10 protein-coding genes are annotated in these 16,614 nt (G+C 73.1%); 5 read left to right on the forward strand and 5 right to left on the reverse strand.

Annotated elements, in window-relative coordinates; all coding sequences use genetic code 11:
* Positions 1 to 216: 216 nt before the first annotated feature.
* Positions 217 to 1,395, reverse strand: coding sequence for an 8-amino-7-oxononanoate synthase (locus UA74_RS09235; protein WP_232237694.1), 1,179 nt, complete (start codon positions 1,393 to 1,395; stop codon positions 217 to 219).
* A gap of 520 nt (positions 1,396 to 1,915) precedes the next feature.
* Between UA74_RS09235 and UA74_RS33980 the strand changes: the two genes are divergently transcribed.
* The 3 genes from UA74_RS33980 (at position 1,916) to cobA (ending at position 6,572) form a co-directional block, all read left to right on the forward strand.
* Entirely contained in the window at positions 1,916 to 3,358 is a 1,443-nt protein-coding gene (locus tag UA74_RS33980; protein WP_157442197.1) for a cytochrome P450, read from the forward strand.
* Positions 3,359 to 3,561: 203 nt separating this feature from the next.
* Positions 3,562 to 4,950: a cobalt-precorrin-4/precorrin-4 C(11)-methyltransferase gene (locus UA74_RS09250; protein ID WP_075739888.1), complete on the forward strand. Its 1,389-nt coding sequence runs from the start codon at positions 3,562 to 3,564 to the stop codon at positions 4,948 to 4,950.
* Positions 4,951 to 5,294: 344 nt separating this feature from the next.
* Positions 5,295 to 6,572, forward strand: coding sequence for a uroporphyrinogen-III C-methyltransferase (gene cobA, locus UA74_RS09255; protein WP_075766061.1), 1,278 nt, complete (start codon positions 5,295 to 5,297; stop codon positions 6,570 to 6,572).
* Positions 6,573 to 7,244: 672 nt separating this feature from the next.
* On the opposite strand, the gene UA74_RS09260 is transcribed toward cobA, so the two are convergent.
* The 3 genes from UA74_RS09260 to UA74_RS09270 all read right to left on the reverse strand — a co-directional run bounded on the left by UA74_RS09260 (position 7,245) and on the right by UA74_RS09270 (position 11,565).
* The gene (locus UA74_RS09260) at positions 7,245 to 8,768 is read right to left on the reverse strand and encodes a DEAD/DEAH box helicase (protein WP_075739889.1); all 1,524 of its coding nucleotides are present in this window, start codon (positions 8,766 to 8,768) and stop codon (positions 7,245 to 7,247) included.
* 300 nt (positions 8,769 to 9,068) lie between these two features.
* Positions 9,069 to 10,211, reverse strand: a complete 1,143-nt coding sequence (locus tag UA74_RS33435) for a serine protein kinase RIO (protein ID WP_404799968.1) — start codon at positions 10,209 to 10,211, stop codon at positions 9,069 to 9,071.
* 589 nt (positions 10,212 to 10,800) lie between these two features.
* A complete protein-coding gene (locus tag UA74_RS09270; RefSeq protein ID WP_075739890.1) occupies positions 10,801 to 11,565 on the reverse strand; it encodes a YaaA family protein in 765 nt (254 codons plus the stop codon).
* A gap of 433 nt (positions 11,566 to 11,998) precedes the next feature.
* On the opposite strand from UA74_RS09270, the gene UA74_RS09275 reads away from it, so the two are divergent.
* Both UA74_RS09275 and UA74_RS09280 read left to right on the forward strand, forming a co-directional pair.
* Positions 11,999 to 12,949: a phosphotransferase family protein gene (locus UA74_RS09275; protein ID WP_232237695.1), complete on the forward strand. Its 951-nt coding sequence runs from the start codon at positions 11,999 to 12,001 to the stop codon at positions 12,947 to 12,949.
* 357 nt (positions 12,950 to 13,306) lie between these two features.
* A complete protein-coding gene (locus tag UA74_RS09280) occupies positions 13,307 to 15,055 on the forward strand; it encodes a proline--tRNA ligase (RefSeq protein ID WP_075739891.1) in 1,749 nt (582 codons plus the stop codon).
* 225 nt (positions 15,056 to 15,280) lie between these two features.
* On the opposite strand, the gene UA74_RS09285 is transcribed toward UA74_RS09280, so the two are convergent.
* A complete protein-coding gene (locus UA74_RS09285) occupies positions 15,281 to 16,201 on the reverse strand; it encodes a hypothetical protein (protein WP_075739892.1) in 921 nt (306 codons plus the stop codon).
* Between the last annotated feature and the right edge of the window lie 413 nt (positions 16,202 to 16,614).

Below are 16,614 nucleotides of genomic sequence, written 5' to 3' on the forward strand. Positions count from 1 at the left end.
GACTTGCTGCTCACCCCGGTCCGATGCTGGCTGGTGGAACCGACCGAACAGCACCGAATCGCCCGGGCGGCGCCTGCACGTCCCGGCCCGATCTGTGGCCGCGAGATCGGGGCGTCCTGCCGGTGCGGGGGCCGGTCCGTCGTCGCCGATCCCGCTGCGCGCCCGATCGTCGTGCCCGAGCACCCGCCGCCCGCGAAGGCGGGTCGACAGGCGACCTCACGTCGCGAGCAGCCGCTCGTCTGCCCGCGCGGGGGCGGTGGCGACGAGGACGTCCACCACGTGATCCAGATCCTGCTCGGTGAGGTCACTGCGGGCGGTCAGCCGGAGCCGGGAGACGTGGTCCGGCACCGAGGGCGGTCGGAAGCACCCGACGGCCACGCCTGCCGCTGCGCAGCGGCCCGCCCAGTCGAGTGCCTGCTGGGCCGAGGGCGCCCGGACCGACACCACGGCACCCGCAGGCTCGGCTGCGTCCAGGCCCGCCGCCCGCAGTCGCTCGGCCAGGGCGCGGGCCGAGGCGCGAACCCGGTCGGCGAGTTCCGGCTCGGCCCGCAGCACGGCGAGGGCCTCGGCGGCGGCACCCACCGACGCAGGCGCCAGCCCGGTGTCGAAGATGAACGTGCGGGCCGTCTCGACGAGATGGCGGATGACTCGCGCGGGCCCGAGCACCACGCCGCCCTGCGAGCCCAACGATTTGGACAGGGTCGCGGTGACCACCACGTCCGGCGCGCCCGCGATCCCCGCCGCCGCAGGTGCGCCGCGTCCGCCGGGACCCAGGACGCCGAGGCCGTGCGCGTCGTCGATCAGCAGGCCCGCCGAGTGCTCGCGACACACGGCGGCCAGCGCGGCCAGGGGCGCGAGGTCACCGTCCACCGAGAACACCGAGTCGGTGACCACCAGGGCACGTTTCCGCGACCGGTCGCGCAGCGCGGCGGCCACCGCCGCGACGTCGCGATGCGGAACCCGCATGTGGTCCGAACGGGACAGCCGCATCCCGTCGATCAGCGAGGCGTGGTCGTACTCGTCGGCGACGAGCAGCGTGCCTGGCCCGCCCAGCGCGCTCAGCGCGCCCAGATTGGCCAGGTAGCCGGAGGAGAACACCAGGGCGCTCTCGACGCCGCAGAAGTCGGCGAGGTCTCGTTCCAGCTCCGCATGGGCGTCGAGAGTGCCGGTCACCAGCCGCGAACCGGTCGACCCGGCGCCCCAGCGTCGCGCCGCCGCCGAGGCCGCCGCCACGACGCGCGGGTCTCTGGCGAGACCCAGATAGTCGTTCCCCGCGAGGTTGCGCACGTCGGAGTCGGCGGACCTGGGCACGAGTCGGCGGCGGAGCCCGGCCTTCGCCCTGGCCTGGGCCCGGACGTCCAGCCAGTCGAACACCTGATCACCCGGAGCGCTCACGCGCGGCAGTGTCGCACGGGCGCCGCGCGGCCCGGTCCCAGAAGTCGGGGTCACCTGCCGAGCCGGGGGTCGGGTCCGCCGTCGAGCAACGGTGCCTGCTGCGCGATCGGCGTCGCCGTACCGGGTCGGTCGGCGAGGTCCCGCCGACCTCGCCGACGGGCGAGCCGCTGCCGCGCAGACGCGCCGCCTGCGCGGGGCTGCCTGCCCGGCCCCGAATTCTGGGCCCGGTCGACCTGGCCCGGCCGGGATCGCGACGTCGTGGCGGTGCCCGCGTTCGGGCGCACCGAGGCCGACCGAGGTCAGGCGGCCCAGGCCGTGTTCGTCGGACCGAGGTGTCGCCCGCATGTCGAGCGGGTCGACCGCGTGATCGAGTCGATGCGGGCGCCGTACGCCGAGGGGCGGGCGGCTGTGCGGTGGCAGCCGAGCCGAGACGGCCGAGCAGATCACCGGCAGGTGACGGTCGATCTCGCACCGGCCTCCGGGATGCGGTGAGCCCCGGGTTGCGCCGTACCGTCGGCTGGTGGTCGATGACGTGATGCTCTGGGGGGCCGACGGCGCCGCCCCGCCCCCCGACCCGGCGGCGGGGGCGGACCTCTTCACCGAGTTGTGGGACTCCCCGACCGTCGGTGCCGCGACCTCCTCGGTCCGGTACTCCCAGGAGACCGGCCTCTGGCTGGTGCGCCGGGCATCCGACATCCGCCGCATCCTGTCCGACGTCGAGACCTTCCGCCCGGACAACGCGCTCGACGCCTTCACGCCGTTGTCGATTCCCGCGCTGCGCACGCTGGCGCGCGCGGGCTTCAGCCTGCCGCCGACCCTGGCCAACAACGGCACCGACACGCACGCCGGGCTTCGCGGCGTGGTCGCGGCCTTCGTGACACCCCGGCGCGTCGCGGCGGCCGTCCCGATGATCCGGCGACTCGTGCGGTCCTGGCTGGCCGACTATGCCCCCGCCCTGCAGAGCGGAGCCGTCGTGGACCTCGGCAGCCCGCTGGCCCGTGATCTGCCCGCCCGGGTGCTGCTGCATCTGCTGCGCGTCGACGAGGTCGACCTGCCGGTGCTCAAGGAGTGGAGCAGCGCCTCCCTGGAGCTGTTCTGGGGCCTGCCCGGCGAGCGGCGCCAGCGTGATCTCGCCGTCCTGGCAGGCGACTTTTACCGCTGGCTGCGGTCGCGGCTGGCCGCCGCCGACCCGGACGGTCCGGACCTGTTCGCCGCGTTGCGCAGACATCGGCTGCCCGATGGGGCGCCGCTGTCGGCCGCTGAGGCGGTAGGCGTCTGCTACTTCCTGTTCATCGCGGGGCAGGAGACCACGACGCAACTCCTCGCAGGCCTGCTGCATCGGGTGCTCGGCGAACCGGAGCGCTGGCGCGAGATCGCGGCAGGCGCCCCCGGCGCGGCCGAATCGTGTGTCGAGGAGTTTCTGCGCCTCACACCGCCGGTCCCGACCTGGCGCCGGGTCACCGCCGCCGAGACCGTCGTCGACGGGGTCACCGTGCCTGCGGGCGCCCGACTGCTGTTGCTGCTCGGCGCGGCGGGCCGGGATGACGTGTCGGCGGGGCCCGGCGTGGGATGTCCCGTGCCCTCGGGTGTCGGCCCCTCGGATCTCGACTCGTCCGATCTCGACGGCTCGGGCCGGGTGCCGCGCCCAGCCGGAGATCCCGAGGGCGCCGAGGCCGCCCGCCCCGACGCGGCTCTAGGGGCAGGCGCCGAACAGGAGACGGCCGATCCCGGCGTGTTTCGGCCCGGGCGCCCGAATCCTCGGCGACATCTGGCCTTCGGCCACGGCCCGCACTTCTGTCTCGGTGCGGGACTGGCGCGCGCCGAGGCCGCCGTCGTGCTGGAGACCGTCGCGGCCGCCCTGCCCCGGCTGCGCCGTGTCGAGGAGCATCCGCCGCAGCTCCGACTGCTGTCCTTCCGCGCGCCCCGGCGGGTCCTCGTGACGGAGGAGCCGCCGATGAGGTGACCCAATGTGTCGATCACGATGAGAGGGGCGACGGCGGCGATCGACGGCCTGCCGCGAAACGGTACGGTCGTCACCTACGGTGCCGTGTCCAGCGCGCCGAGGCGACGACGACATACCGGGCGCTTCGGCGGCTCACGACGTCGTGACGTCCTCAGCCAGTTCACCAGTCTCGTGCTCCCGCCGACGCGGGGGAGGGGAGCAGCATGACCAGCGGCCGGGTCTCGTTCATCGGTGCAGGTCCCGGTTCGGCCGATCTCATCACGGTGCGTGGTGCCCGCCGCATCGCAGAGGCCGAGGTCGTGGTGTGGGCATCCGGGTCGATCTCGCCGGACTGTGTTCGCGAGCACGCCGGGGAGCAGGCGCAGCTCGTCGACTCCTCGCGGGTTTCCGACGAGGCGGTCGTGGAGATCTACCGGCGCGCGGCGGCCGAGCGGCTTCGAGTCGTCCGCCTGTTGCCCGGCGATCCCGCCCTGTGGAGCGGCGTCCAGGCGCACCACGACGTGTGCAGGCGTTTCGGCCTCGACGTGGAGATCGTGCCCGGCGTGTCCACTGTGTCGGCGGCGGCCTCGGCGGCAGGCCGCGAGCTGACCCCGGACGGCGCTCACTCGGTGGTCCTGGCCAGGGCGGATGGCGGCAAGACGCCGTTGCCGCAGGGCGAGGACCTGCGGCAGTTCGTCGCGGGCGGTGCGACGATCGCGATGTACCTGGCGGGCGCGCGGGCCGGGGAACTCGTCGAGCAGCTCGTGGCGGGCGGTTTCACCGCGACCACGCCGGTGATCGTCGGACATAAGCCGTCGTGGCCGGACGAGCAGCTCCTGCGCACCTCACTCGGCGAGCTGGCGGCGACCGTCAAGCAGCACCGACTCTGGAGCAACACCCTCTTCCTGATCGGCGAGTCGCTGGCCGAGAGCGGGCCGCGCGGCCGAGGGGCGAACAGGTCTGCGCATCCCTACCGGCGTTCCGCCGGTGCCACGACGGGTTCTGCCCACCGGAGCGCCGCCACGGCACGGCGCGAGGCACGGGAGTCGAGTCGCGGCGGGGACGCCGGGTCGACGGCCGCCGGTGCCGATGTGCCGTTCGAGCCCAGGACCTCGGAGGCGGAGCGCGGCGCCGAGGCCACGGCGGCCTGGTGGGCGGTGCGGGACTGGCAGGAGACCGCACGGGGTGCGAGTCGCGCCGGCGGCCGAGGCGCCTCGGGCCGGACCCGCCGCGCCGCCGAGGACTCCTCGGCCGGTGTCGAGTCCGATGAACCGCTGCCCGCCGCCGCCGACACTGCGGAGTCGGCGGCGGGGGACGGCGAGCAGACCTCGACCGCCGGTCAGTCGCGTGCCGAGGCCACGACGGCGATTCCCGCCCAGGCGGAGGCCGTCGACCCGGTGCCCTCGGAGTCCAGGACTCCCGCAGCGGGCCAGAAGGTCAGCGCCAAGCGCACCGCGACGCAGTCGGTGAGTGCGAAGGTCGACACCACGAACCGTGCGAAGACCAGGTCTGCGGGCGAGGCCAAGGGCTCGGATGCCGGGACGGACGCAGGCTCCGGCGGCCGTCGCGCCGCAGGCCGCAAGTCCTCGCAGGGGCGCGGCCGCCGTTCCTGAGCCGACTTCTTCTCGGCGGCGGCCGGTGTCCGGCGGAGTCGGGGCGGAGTGCTGCGACGACCAGGCATTGCGCCGGGACTCCCGGCGTGGGCAGGAACCTCCACAGCCGACAGCCGACAGCCGACAGCCGACAGCCGACAGCCGACAGCCGACAGCCGACAGCCGACAGCCGACAGCCGACAGCCGACAGCCGACAGCCGACAGCCGACAGCCGACAGCCGCCTACGCCCCTGCGCCCGGTCGAGCCTGCGGACGTTCGTGCCTCGGCCGGTCGCGGTCGACGTGATCTGTGTCGCGGCCTGTTCGCTAGGACACCGGCCCGCCTGACGGCATCCTTGAGCACCATGCGAGCCGAACAGCACGACGGGTCCCCCGATCCCTATCTCACCGGGCTGCTGCTGACCGGTCGACGGGTCGTGGTGGTGGGAGCGGGCACCGTTGCCCAGCGACGGCTGCCCCGACTGGTCGGTGCGGGCGCGGTCGTCGAGGTCATCGCCCCGCAGGCCACGCCGTCGGTGGAGGCGATGGCCGACGCCGGCGAGCTGACCTGGTCGCGACGGCCCTATCAGACGGGCGATCTCGCCGACGCCTGGTTCGCCGTGGCCTGCACCTCGGAGCCGTCGGTCAACGCCGAGGTCGCGGCAGAGGCGGCGGTGAGCAGGGTCTTCTGCGTCCGGGCCGATCAGGCGGCGGGTGGCAGCGCCGTGACCCCCGCCGTCGGCGAACACGCGGGCCTGCGCATCGGGGTGCTCGCGGGCGGACGGCCACGTCGCTCGGCCGCCGTGCGTGATGCAGTACTGGCCGGCTTGAGTTCCGGGGCGATCGACGATCAGGACGAGACCGCCGAGCAGCACGCCGCCGGTGTCGCGCTCATCGGCGGCGGTCCCGGCGACCCCGATCTGATCACGGTGCGCGGCAGGCGGCTGCTCGCCCGCGCCGACGTCGTGGTGACCGACCGGCTGGCGCCTCGTGAGCTGCTGGAGGAACTGGCCCCCGACGTCGAGGTGATCGACGCCTCGAAGATCCCCTACGGGCGGGCGGCGAACCAGGAGGTCATCAACGCGACGCTGATCGAACGCGCCCGCCAGGGTCGGTTCGTGGTGCGGCTCAAGGGCGGAGACCCGTTCGTCTTCGGCCGGGGGTTCGAGGAGGTCCTGGCGTGTGCGGAGGCGGGCGTTCCCGTCACCGTCGTGCCCGGCGTCACGAGTGCCTTCGCCGTCCCGGCCGTCGCCGACGTCCCCGTGACGCATCGGGGCGTCGCTCATGAGGTGGTCGTGGTCTCCGGCCATGTCGCTCCGAGCGACGACCGGTCGCTGACCGACTGGCAGGCGCTCGCACGGCTGCGCGGCACCATCGTGCTGCTGATGGGCGTCGAACGCATCGAGCAGTTCGCCTCGGTGCTGACCGAGCACGGCAGGCGGGCCGACACCCCGGTGGCGGTGCTGCAGGACGGGACGCTGCGCTCACAGCGAGTGCTGCGATCCACTCTGGACACCGTCGCCGAGGACATCGCCTCGGCGGGGGTCCGGCCGCCCGCCGTGATCGTCATCGGCGACGTGGCCGCGCTGGGGCCCGCGCCGCATCCGACGTCGTCCGAGGTGGACGAGGAGTCCGAGGCCTGATCGGCGCAGGCGAGTGGCGGGCGGCCCGCGCCTGCCACTCGCCGAGGGATCGGACTGCAAGGCCTGCGCCGTCCGACGCCGGTCCGGACCGGACGGCGGACCGATCCCGGTCGTCCCTCCGGCGGCCCCGAAGGGCGCTCGACGTCGTCGACGTGGATGCCCCGCGCGGCGACGTCGTCGACGATGCCTCACCGGGCGTCGACGGAGACAGGGGCCGAGCAGCCTGTCTGATCCGGCCGCCGAGCCTGCTCTGTCCGGCGGCCAACGGGCGGGGATCGGTCTGCGGCAGCCTGCTGCGGGATCCCTGCATCAAGCATGGTCACCACGACGACGTCGCCTGCCGGGATCTTGCGCGGCGATCGGCAGGTGAACACCGATCGCGGCCGGGATCGACCCACCGGCTGCTTCGCACTCGACCCGTTGTTCATCGACCACACGGAGTGGCCGAACGAGGTACTCGAGGCGCGGCACTCATCGCCCGTGCGGTGGCTCGGTCAGCCAAAAACGCTGGTCGGGCGGGGCCCGCCATCGCGGACTGTCCGCTGGGGGATCACGAATCACCGCAGCGCGGCCCGGCCCTCGACGGCGGACCGACGGCCACCGGCCCGGGAAAGACGACGGCGGGGCCGGTCGCAGAAAGCGACCGGCCCCGCCGTAGGACACTGCGTCTGATCAGCGCGAGTAGTTCGCGCGGTTCTCCCGCTGGCCCCGGTCCCGACGCTCGCCGCCTCGGAAGCCGCCGGAGCGAGCCGCGCCCGCTCCGCCGCGACCGCGGCCGCCGGGCGCACCCGCCCGACGCGGCCGGGGCTGACGCTCCGGACGCGGCTCGGCCACCGGCTCGCCGCTGGGGGTCCTGGCCCCGGTGAGGGTGGACAGCTCCTCGTCGCCGGGACGCACGCGGGTCGACTTCGCCCGCACGCCCGCACGGTTCGTCATCGCGGTGACACTGCGACGCTGCTCGTTGAGCACCAGCGTGACCACCACGCCCGACTCACCTGCCCGAGCGGTACGTCCCGCACGGTGCAGGTAGTCCTTCGGGTCTGCGGGCGGGTCCACGTGCACGACCAGGCTGACGTCGTCGACGTGGATGCCGCGCGCGGCGACGTCGGTGGCGACCAGCACGGGCGTGCTGCCCTCGCGGAACTCGCCGAGCGTGCGGGTCCTGGCGTTCTGAGTCTTGCCGCCGTGCAGCGCACCGGCCCGGACGCCGACCGACCGCAGCTTCTTGGCGACGCGGTCGGCGGTGTGCTTGGTGCGCACGAACATGATCGTGCGGCCCTCACGTGCGCCGATGCCCGCCAGCACGTCCGGCTTGTCGTCGGCCGAGACGAGGAGCAGGTGGTGCTCCATGGTCGTGACGCTCGCCGAAGGCGGGGCGACGGCGTGGACCACCGGGTCGGTGAGGTACTCCCGCACCAGCGTGCCGACCTCGCGGTCCAGCGTCGCGGAGAACAGCAGCCGCTGTCCGCCGGGCTTCACCAGGTCGAGGATCGCGCGGACCTGGGGCAGGAAGCCCATGTCCGCCATCTGGTCGGCCTCGTCCAAGGTGGCGATCATCACGTCGTCGAGCTGGCAGGTGCCCTGCCGGACGTGGTCGGAGAGCCTGCCCGGCGTCGCGATCAGCAGGTCGACGCCGCGCCGCAGCGCGGCGGTCTGCCGGGGGAAGGACGTGCCGCCGACCACCGTGGTGGTCCGCAACCGCAGGGCGTGGGCGAACGGCTCCAGAGCGTCGTGCACCTGCATCGCGAGCTCGCGAGTGGGCACCAGGATCAGGCCTCGGGGCCGCAGCGGCGCCGTCTGGCCGTCCTTGAGCCTGGTCAGCATCGGGAGACCGAAGGCGAGGGTCTTGCCGGAACCGGTCTGGCCCCGGCCGAGCACGTCGCGCTGAGCCAGGACGTCGGGCAGCGTGGCCGCCTGGATCGGGAACGGCTCGGTGATGCCCTTCTCGGACAGCGTCCGCACCAGGGCCTCCGGCAGGCCCAGCTCCGTGAAGGACGGCATCGGGCCGGTCGGCAGCGGGGCCGTGGCCTCCAGCGCCGAGTGAAGCAGCGGCGAGACGGCCTGCTGCGGCCTGGTCTCGCGGCGGGGACGTCGCCTGCCGCTGCCGTGCCGCGCTCCGTCGCCGCCACGCCCATGCTCATTGGGGTGACGCGGCGAGTGCGCGCGTTCGGAACGGCTTCGGGACGTGGTTGGCACAAGCACCTCCGTGACATGGCACGTCTCGGGGATGCGCCGCGCAGAGTCGAAGCGGGTGCGATCTCAAGGACGAGCCCGGCGCGTCATAGCGCCTTGACTGTAAGTGAGTGGATCGACAGCACCGAAGAATCGCCTTGGCGACCGGGCGACGAAAGGAGTTCGAACCCGAGCGGTGCCCTGTGAGACTACACGGCCGGACGATCTGATCATCATCGGGCGGCGGGCAGGTCGATGGCCGACCAGCGAAACCGGTGGTCCACGCGGTGTGAGATGTGTCGAGGACCACCGGTTTCCGCCGGATCATCGCGGTGTCGACAGGCCCGCCGCGTCGAGCAGCTCCCGCGTCAACTCGCTCTCGTGGGCCAGTTCGGCGGGCAGACCGTGAGCGAGGAACCACGCGGAGACGTTGGCCACGTCCCTGGCGAGGAAGCGCGGGCCCTCCGGATTGGCGACGACGTCCACGAGCTGCGGGAGATCGATCAGGATCAGCTCACCCTGGTGCACGAGTAGGTTGTAGGCGGACAGGTCGCCGTGCGCGAGCCCGTGCGAGGCCATCAGGTGCAGTGACCGAAGTAGTGACGCCCACAGCCTGACCAGCTCGTCTTCGGCCGGGCGGAGCTGCGCCAGCCTCGGTGCGGCGGTGCCGTCGGGCTCGCCGAGGAACTCGATGAGCAGTTCGGTGCCGACCTGCTGCGCCGGATACGGCACCGGGACGCCCAGCTCCCACAACCTGCTCAACGCGGCGAACTCCGCTGTCGCCCACTGCTCGGCGATGAGGTTGCGGCCGAAGTCGGTGCGTCCCTCGATCGCCCGCATCTCGCGGGAACGCCGCATCCGCCTGCCCTCCAGGTAGCCAGCGTCCCGGTGGAACAGCCGATGCTCGGCCGAGCGATAGCGCTTGGCGGCCAGCAGGCAGGAGGCCCCGGTGATCGACTCGGATCGCTCGATGAGGTGAACTTCAGCCTCCTTGCCGGTCTTGAGCACGCCGAGTTCGCGATCCGAGGCGGCGGAGGCGGTGACGAGCCAGCCCGGGTGGGGGAGCGGGCCCCGGACGCCGTCGTCCCAGGTGGTCCAGCGGTCGGCATCCGCTGGGAGGGGGACGTCGGTGGGATCGACGTTCTCTTCGCGGAGTTCCAGGGCCCGCTGCCGAGCCGCCTCGGTCAGCCTGCCTCGGCGGTGGCTGAGTCCGGCCTCGTCCTGGTCGCGGGCCCTGCGGCGCGGCCTGCGCCCGCGTCCGGCCCAGGCGTGATCAGCGTCGTCGTAGTCCGCGTACTCGTCGTACTCGTCGTCCTCCGCGTTGGGCTGCTCGTCGGAGAAGTCGGTGAAGTCGGTGAAGCCGCCGTACCGGCCTTCGACATCGTCCTCGTCGCCGTACTCGCCGTCCCAGGAGACGCCGAGCGGGGTCGCGTGATCGGAGGCGTGCTCGGCAGCGTCCGCCGGCACGGCGTCCGGCGGCACGGACCTCGCCGATTCAGCAGCCACGGCCGAGGCCGTGCGGTCGGCCGTCGTTCCGGACGGTGGCGCGGCGGGACGGTCGACCTCGGACGGTCGTTCCGATTCCGTTTCCGGGGACACGGGTGGTGCCTCGGCGGGACGCTGCCCGGTCGTCGACGACGCGGGCTGCTGTGCCGCCTGCCGCCGTGGCGCGGTCGATCGCCGAGTGGTGGCGAAAGGTGTGGGATTCGCCGGGGACTGGTGGGTCGAATGGTGCGAAGACATCGCGAGAACTCCAGCGGAGTAGGCGCGCACTCCCGAGCGAGCACAGACCGCTGACGCCGTCGGCGAACTACTGCGACTGGCGAGGAGTCAGTGTCGGGAGGCGCGGGGCGTCTGAGTGATGCAGACCGCGTCGAGCGTCGATGAGTTCATCAATTCAGCACCTCCTCGCGATGGGCGCAGACCACGGACGGTCGTGCGCGATGGCGTTGAGCCTTGCAGACCCGATGGATCGGCGACAACTGATTTTCCGCGCCCGACTCCGTCGGCCGCCGCCCGCGCCTGAATCCCGCGCCTGCCTTCCCGCCGACGGGCGTCAGCCCGCGCCGACGGGCGCTCCGACGCGGCTGATCAGGTCGACGGCGCCCGAGCCGCGTCGTTCGGCGATCAGCCCCAGCCGGGTCGCCGCCTCGACGACCTCGTCCACGCCGGTCGGCTCCGGCTCGATCTGGACCAGCGCACGGGCCAGCCTGCCCTTGAGGTGCTTGTTGGCATGACTCACCACCGACCGCGCACCGGACTCGTCCTCGGAGAGGACGCGGACGGCGACCGCGCCGGGGGCGTCGGCGAGCGTGGCGTAGGCGCCGGAGCGGAGATCGACGATGAGGCCGTCCTGCGCGGCGAGCACCGGGCCCGCCACCGGGCGCCACAGACTCCGCAGTGAGGCGAGTCCCGGCAGTCTGCTGCCTGCCGAGAGTCGATAGCCCGGAATCAGATCACCGCCCCCGACCAGACCGAACAGCGCAGAGGAGACGGCGAGCCTGCTGGTCGCCCGGTCGCGATCGGCGGCGGAGAGACTGGCGAGATCCAGCGCGTCGTACACCACTCCGGTGTAGCGAGCCAGCGCGGGCAGCGTGCCCGCGGTGGTCAGGACGGCGTTGCGCGCGGCCTCCGCGCTCTGCCTCGGCGACAGCCCCAGCGCGTCGAGGCTCGCGGGCACGTCCTCGGCGAGGGCGGCCACCGCACGGATCAGGGTGCGCCGGACGTCGGTGAGTTCGGGGAAGGAGAGCCCGTCGAGGTTCAACGGCGGGCCGTCGCCGCCGTGTGCCTTGGTCTCCGAGGGCGGCAGCAGCACGAGCACCCGCGCACCGTACCGACCTTCCCGGCCGGTGCGGCGTGGGGAGGCGGCGCGGCGGCCGGCCGGGGCAGGCACCAGACGCAGGCTCGCCAGGACGCCGCGAGGGCTCGGACCGAGCGGCAGGTCTCACCCGGATCACCCGTTCGGGTAGAGCCGCTCGCTTCGTACACTGCGGCTCCGCCGATCCTCGGCCGTGTTCGGCGGCTTCGTCCCCGCTCCCCGCATCCGCATCCGCATCCGTCTGTCGCCTGCGTCGGCGACGGCGCGGGCGCGACGAACGCCCGCCGGTCGCCACCCCGCCGCCGCACGTTCGCCCCGCTGCCCGCGTCGGTCCGTCCCGGCGATCACGGGTCGAACCCTCGGCGCGGGGACGGACGTCGTCCTGATCGTCACCGGCCGCGTCGACCGGCTCGGCTCGACGCGGCGGAAGGAGACCGTGAACTCGGTGGTGCCCGCTGCCCGCGCCGCCCGACCCGCTTGGCGGGACGTGCCGGAGTCCACCCGTGCCTCGGTGCAGGCGAGGCTCACCGCCCCGGTCGTGCAGGCGCTCGGCCAGGCGGGCGGCTTCACGCCGGGAGCCGCCAGCAGGCTGCTGCTCGCCGACGGCAGACGGGTCTTCGTCAAGGCCCTGCCCGTCGATCACCCGATGGCAGACGCCTATCGCGCCGAGGCGCGAGTCTCCGCCCAGCTGCCGGTCGAGGCGCCTGCGCCCCGACTCCTGTTCACCGTGGAGCGAGAGTGGACGGCGCTGGTCTTCGAGGACGTCGACGGGCGGGAGCCCAGCCTGCGTCCCGGTTCCCCGGATCTGGCGGCCGTGCTGGCCGCCGTCGGCGGGCTGGCCCGTGGCCTCACCCCGTGCCCGCTGTCCTCGGTGCCCGCCGTGCTCGACGACCTCGGTCCGCTGTTGCAGGGCTGGTCCGCCCTGCGCGCCGCGCCGCCGGAGAACCTCGATCCCTGGGCGCACACACATCTCGACTCGCTCGTGGCGATGGAGAGCGCCTGGCATCCCTGGGCCGAGGGCGACACGCTGCTGCACAACGACCTGCGGCCGGACAACATGATCAGGCGCCTGGACGGTCGGATCATCGTCGTCGACTGGGCCCGTCCGGCACGGGGCGCGGCCTGGCTGGACGTCGCCGGTCTGGTGCCTGCCCTGTTGATGGCCGGACACGAGCCACGACATGCCGAGCGGCTCGTCATCGCCCGCCCCTCGTTGGCGGGCGTCCCGGCCTGGGCGGTCACCGGCTTCGCCGCCGCGCTGGCAGGCTATTGGGAGCGCGGCAGGCGGCTGCCCGAGCCTGCGGGCGCGGCGGGCCTGCGTCGGTTCCAGGCCCGCGCCGCAGTCGCCGCCCTGGCCTGGTTCCGACATCGCATGCGCCTCTCCTGAGCGGCCGAGGCGGCCGACCGGCGCCGACGGTGTCCGCACCCGGTGCCCGCCGTGCCTCGGCCGTCGAGCCGGCCGACTGCGTGCCGGTGCAGATCGGCGGCGCACCGCCGCGATCCCGGCCCGGCTGGTCGTCGCCGGTCGGGGTGGACGACGCGGTCCGCAGGGCGTGGGCGCACGGCTGCGTCGACGTCGGTCGAGTGGATCAGCCGACGAGGTCGTCCACTGCGCAGGGTGATAACCCGATAGGAGGCCGCATCGGCGCTCGCTACGCTGCTCGCCAGAAAAGCGATCGGGTCGTGGGTGGTCTCCCACCACGTCCGGCGTCGCATTGCCGCACCAGCCGAGGAGCGAGTCACCGTGATCACCAGGATGTCGTCGTTGTTCCTGCGCACCCTGCGCGAGGACCCGGCGGACGCCGAGGTTCCGAGTCACACACTGCTGGTGCGGGCAGGCTACGTGCGTCGTGTCGCCCCCGGCGGATACTCCTGGCTGCCGTTGGGACTGCGCGTGCTGCGCAACATCGAGCGCATCGTCCGCGAGGAGATGGAGGCCTTCGGCGCGCAGGAGATCCAGCTCCCCGCGCTGCTGCCCCGGGAACCGTACGAGACGAGCGGCCGGTGGACCGAGTACGGCGACAACCTGTTCCGCCTCAAGGACCGCAAGGGCGGCGACTTCCTGCTCGGACCGACGCATGAGGAGCTGTTCACGCTCACCGTGAAGGGCGAGTACGGCTCCTACAAGGACTTCCCCGTCACGCTCTACCAGATCCAGACGAAGTACCGGGACGAGGAGCGGCCGAGGGCGGGCATCCTGCGCACCAGGGAGTTCCTGATGAAGGACTCCTACTCCTTCGACCTCGACGACGCGGGGCTGGACCATTCCTACCGGCAGCACCGCGACGCCTACATCAGGATCTTCGACCGGCTCGGCCTGCGCTACGTCATCGTCTCGGCGATGTCCGGGGCCATGGGCGGTTCGGCGTCCGAGGAGTTCCTCGCCGAGAGCGAGACCGGTGAGGACACCTACGTGCGGTGTCTGGAGTCCGGCTTCGCCGCCAACGTCGAGGCGATCACCACGACACCGCCTCCCGCGCAGCCCTTCGACGACGTGCCCGCCGCCTCGGCCCACCACACGCCGAACACGCCGACCATCGCCACGCTGGTCGACTACCTCAACGCCTCGGACCTGGGCCGCACCTTCACCGCCGCGGACACCTTGAAGAACGTCATGGTCAAGACGCGTGCTCCTGGTGCCGAGGAGTGGGAGCTGCTGGCCGTCGGCCTGCCGGGCGACCGTGAGGTGGACTTCAAGCGGCTGGAGGCCTCGCTCTATCCCACCGAGGTGGCGCTGCTTGAGGAGTCCGACTTCGAGGCCAACCCGTTCATGGTGAAGGGCTACATCGGGCCGGGCGCGCTGATCGCCAACGGCGTGCGCTACCTGGTCGACCCGAGGGTGGTCACGGGCACCGTGTGGGTCACCGGCGCCGACAAGGCCGATCACCACGTCGTCAATCTCGTCTGCGGCCGGGACTTCACGCCGGACGGCACCATCGAGGCCGCCGAGGTCCGGGTGGGCGACCCCTCGCCGGACGGCGCGGGCGCGCTGGTGGCGGCGCGGGGCATCGAGATCGGGCACATCTTCCAGCTCGGCCGCAAGTTCGCCGACGCCTTCGGTCTGGATGCGCTGGGGCCCGACGGCAAGCCGGTGCGGATCACCATGGGCTCCTACGGGGTCGGCGTGTCCCGGCTGGTGGCGGCGATCGCCGAGCAGTCCCACGACGGCCGGGGCCTGATCTGGCCCCGCGCGATCGCCCCCGCCGACGTGCAGCTGGTGATCGCGGGCAAGGACGAGGCGATGCGCGAGGCGGCGGAGCGGCTCGCCGCCGAGCTGGATGCCGAGGGCGTCCGGGTGATCCTCGACGACCGCAAGGCCTCGCCGGGCGTGAAGTTCGCCGACGCCGAGCTGATCGGCGTGCCCACCATCCTGGTGGTCGGGCGCGGCCTGGCGCAGGGCGTCGTCGAGGTCAAGGACCGCCGCAGCGGCGAGCGCGAGGACGTCGCCGTCGACGCGGTGGTGGCCCGGCTGGTCGAGATCACGCGGGACTGAGCACACGACTCGATTCGGGGTCGAGACTCGATCAGAGCATCAGAGAAGGCGTGGCCGGGGCCTCCCGGCCACGCCTTCTGCGTCGGTTGGGCCACCGTCGGGACGTTGGACTCGGCGAGTCCGACGCTGGGGCAAGGGCTGCCTCGCACGACCGATCAGCGGTCGCCTGCGTGTGCGCATCGCAGCCGCTCGCGGCCCGAGACGCTCGGTCATTCCCCCGCTCGGTCATCCCTGCATCGGCGGCCGGAAGGATTCGATGATGCGCCGCATGTCTTCCGGCGTGATCGAGTTGTCCACCTGCTGATCCCCCACGGCCGCCAGGGCGAGCGCCCCGTTCCCGTCGGTGGTGGGGATGGTGACGACGTGAATCGATCCTGCCGGCGATCCGCATTCCGCAGGGTCGGATACCGTGGCGGTGGCCTGCACATACTGCGCGGCCGTGTCGGCGGCCAGCGTGATCGACTCCGGATCGCCCACCTCGACCTCAGCCGGGGTCTCCTGCGAGCTGTAGGCGCTCTCTGCCAGCCGTCGAGCGGTGTCGGTCGCGGCGGCGGCCAGGTCCGGCTCGGCCAGCACCGTCACGCCTGCACTGGCCCGGAGGAAGCCCGGGGCACAGGTGTTGCGTTCCAGCGTGGTGGCGGACTCGAGTGAGATGCCGTCTTGGGCCACGTCGCCGTAGCTGATGTTCTGCTCCGACAACTCCCAGTCCCTCGGCACGTCGTAGAGCGCGCCGCGCTCGGTGTGGATGACCTGCCAGCCGAGCACGTGCGGCGGCTCCGCAGGCGAGTCCGCCGTCTCCTGGCTTGCGGCGGTCTCCGATATCGGTGTCGGTGTGTCCTGTGTGGCGGTCTGGTCGGCGGCCGGGGTGCTGCCTCGTCCGCCGCCGTTCACCAGCAGGACGATCGTGGTCGTCACGACGGCGACCAGCAGCACGCTGAGCCCGCCGATCAGCAGGCCGCGACCCCTGCCGGGTCCGGACCGGGGCGGCTCGCCGCCGGACGCCCCGTAGACGCCGAGGCCGCCGTAGGAGCCGGTGGGACCTGCGCCCGGTCCCTGCGCAGGGAAGGATCCGGATGCCGGGTACCCGCCTTTCCCGTGTGCGCCTGAGTCGTCCGGCGACTGTCCGGCGTGAGACCACGAAGTCATGGGTCTTACGGTAACGGGCGACCTGGCAGGCGGATCAGGGTTCCACGGGTTCGGCCACCGCGCCGTCCCGCCGCGAGCCGGGACCGTCCGAGCCTGTCGAGCTCGCCCGGCGGGAGGCCTGCGGTGCGGTCCGGCCGCCTCCGACGGCCCTGGGAGCACCGAAAGCGCGCTGTGGGGACGTCTGGTACGGCCGCGGTCTGGCCCAGCGGCGGGGGTGCAGGGAACGGCCTGGCGGACGGCGGGCCGAGATGCAGCCCGCGCGCGACCGGCGCCTCGAGTACGGCAGCCGACGCACCGATGCGGGGCTCGGGTGTCGCAGGCGGCCGCATGTGACCCGAGACTCCCGCCATGCCTCGAGCAGGCAGCGCTCGGCGGCGGCGGGAAGTTCCGGGCTCGCTCGCGCGTTGGCCAGC

Source organism: Actinoalloteichus fjordicus, assembly GCF_001941625.1.
GTDB classification, from domain to species: domain Bacteria; phylum Actinomycetota; class Actinomycetes; order Mycobacteriales; family Pseudonocardiaceae; genus Actinoalloteichus_A; species Actinoalloteichus_A fjordicus.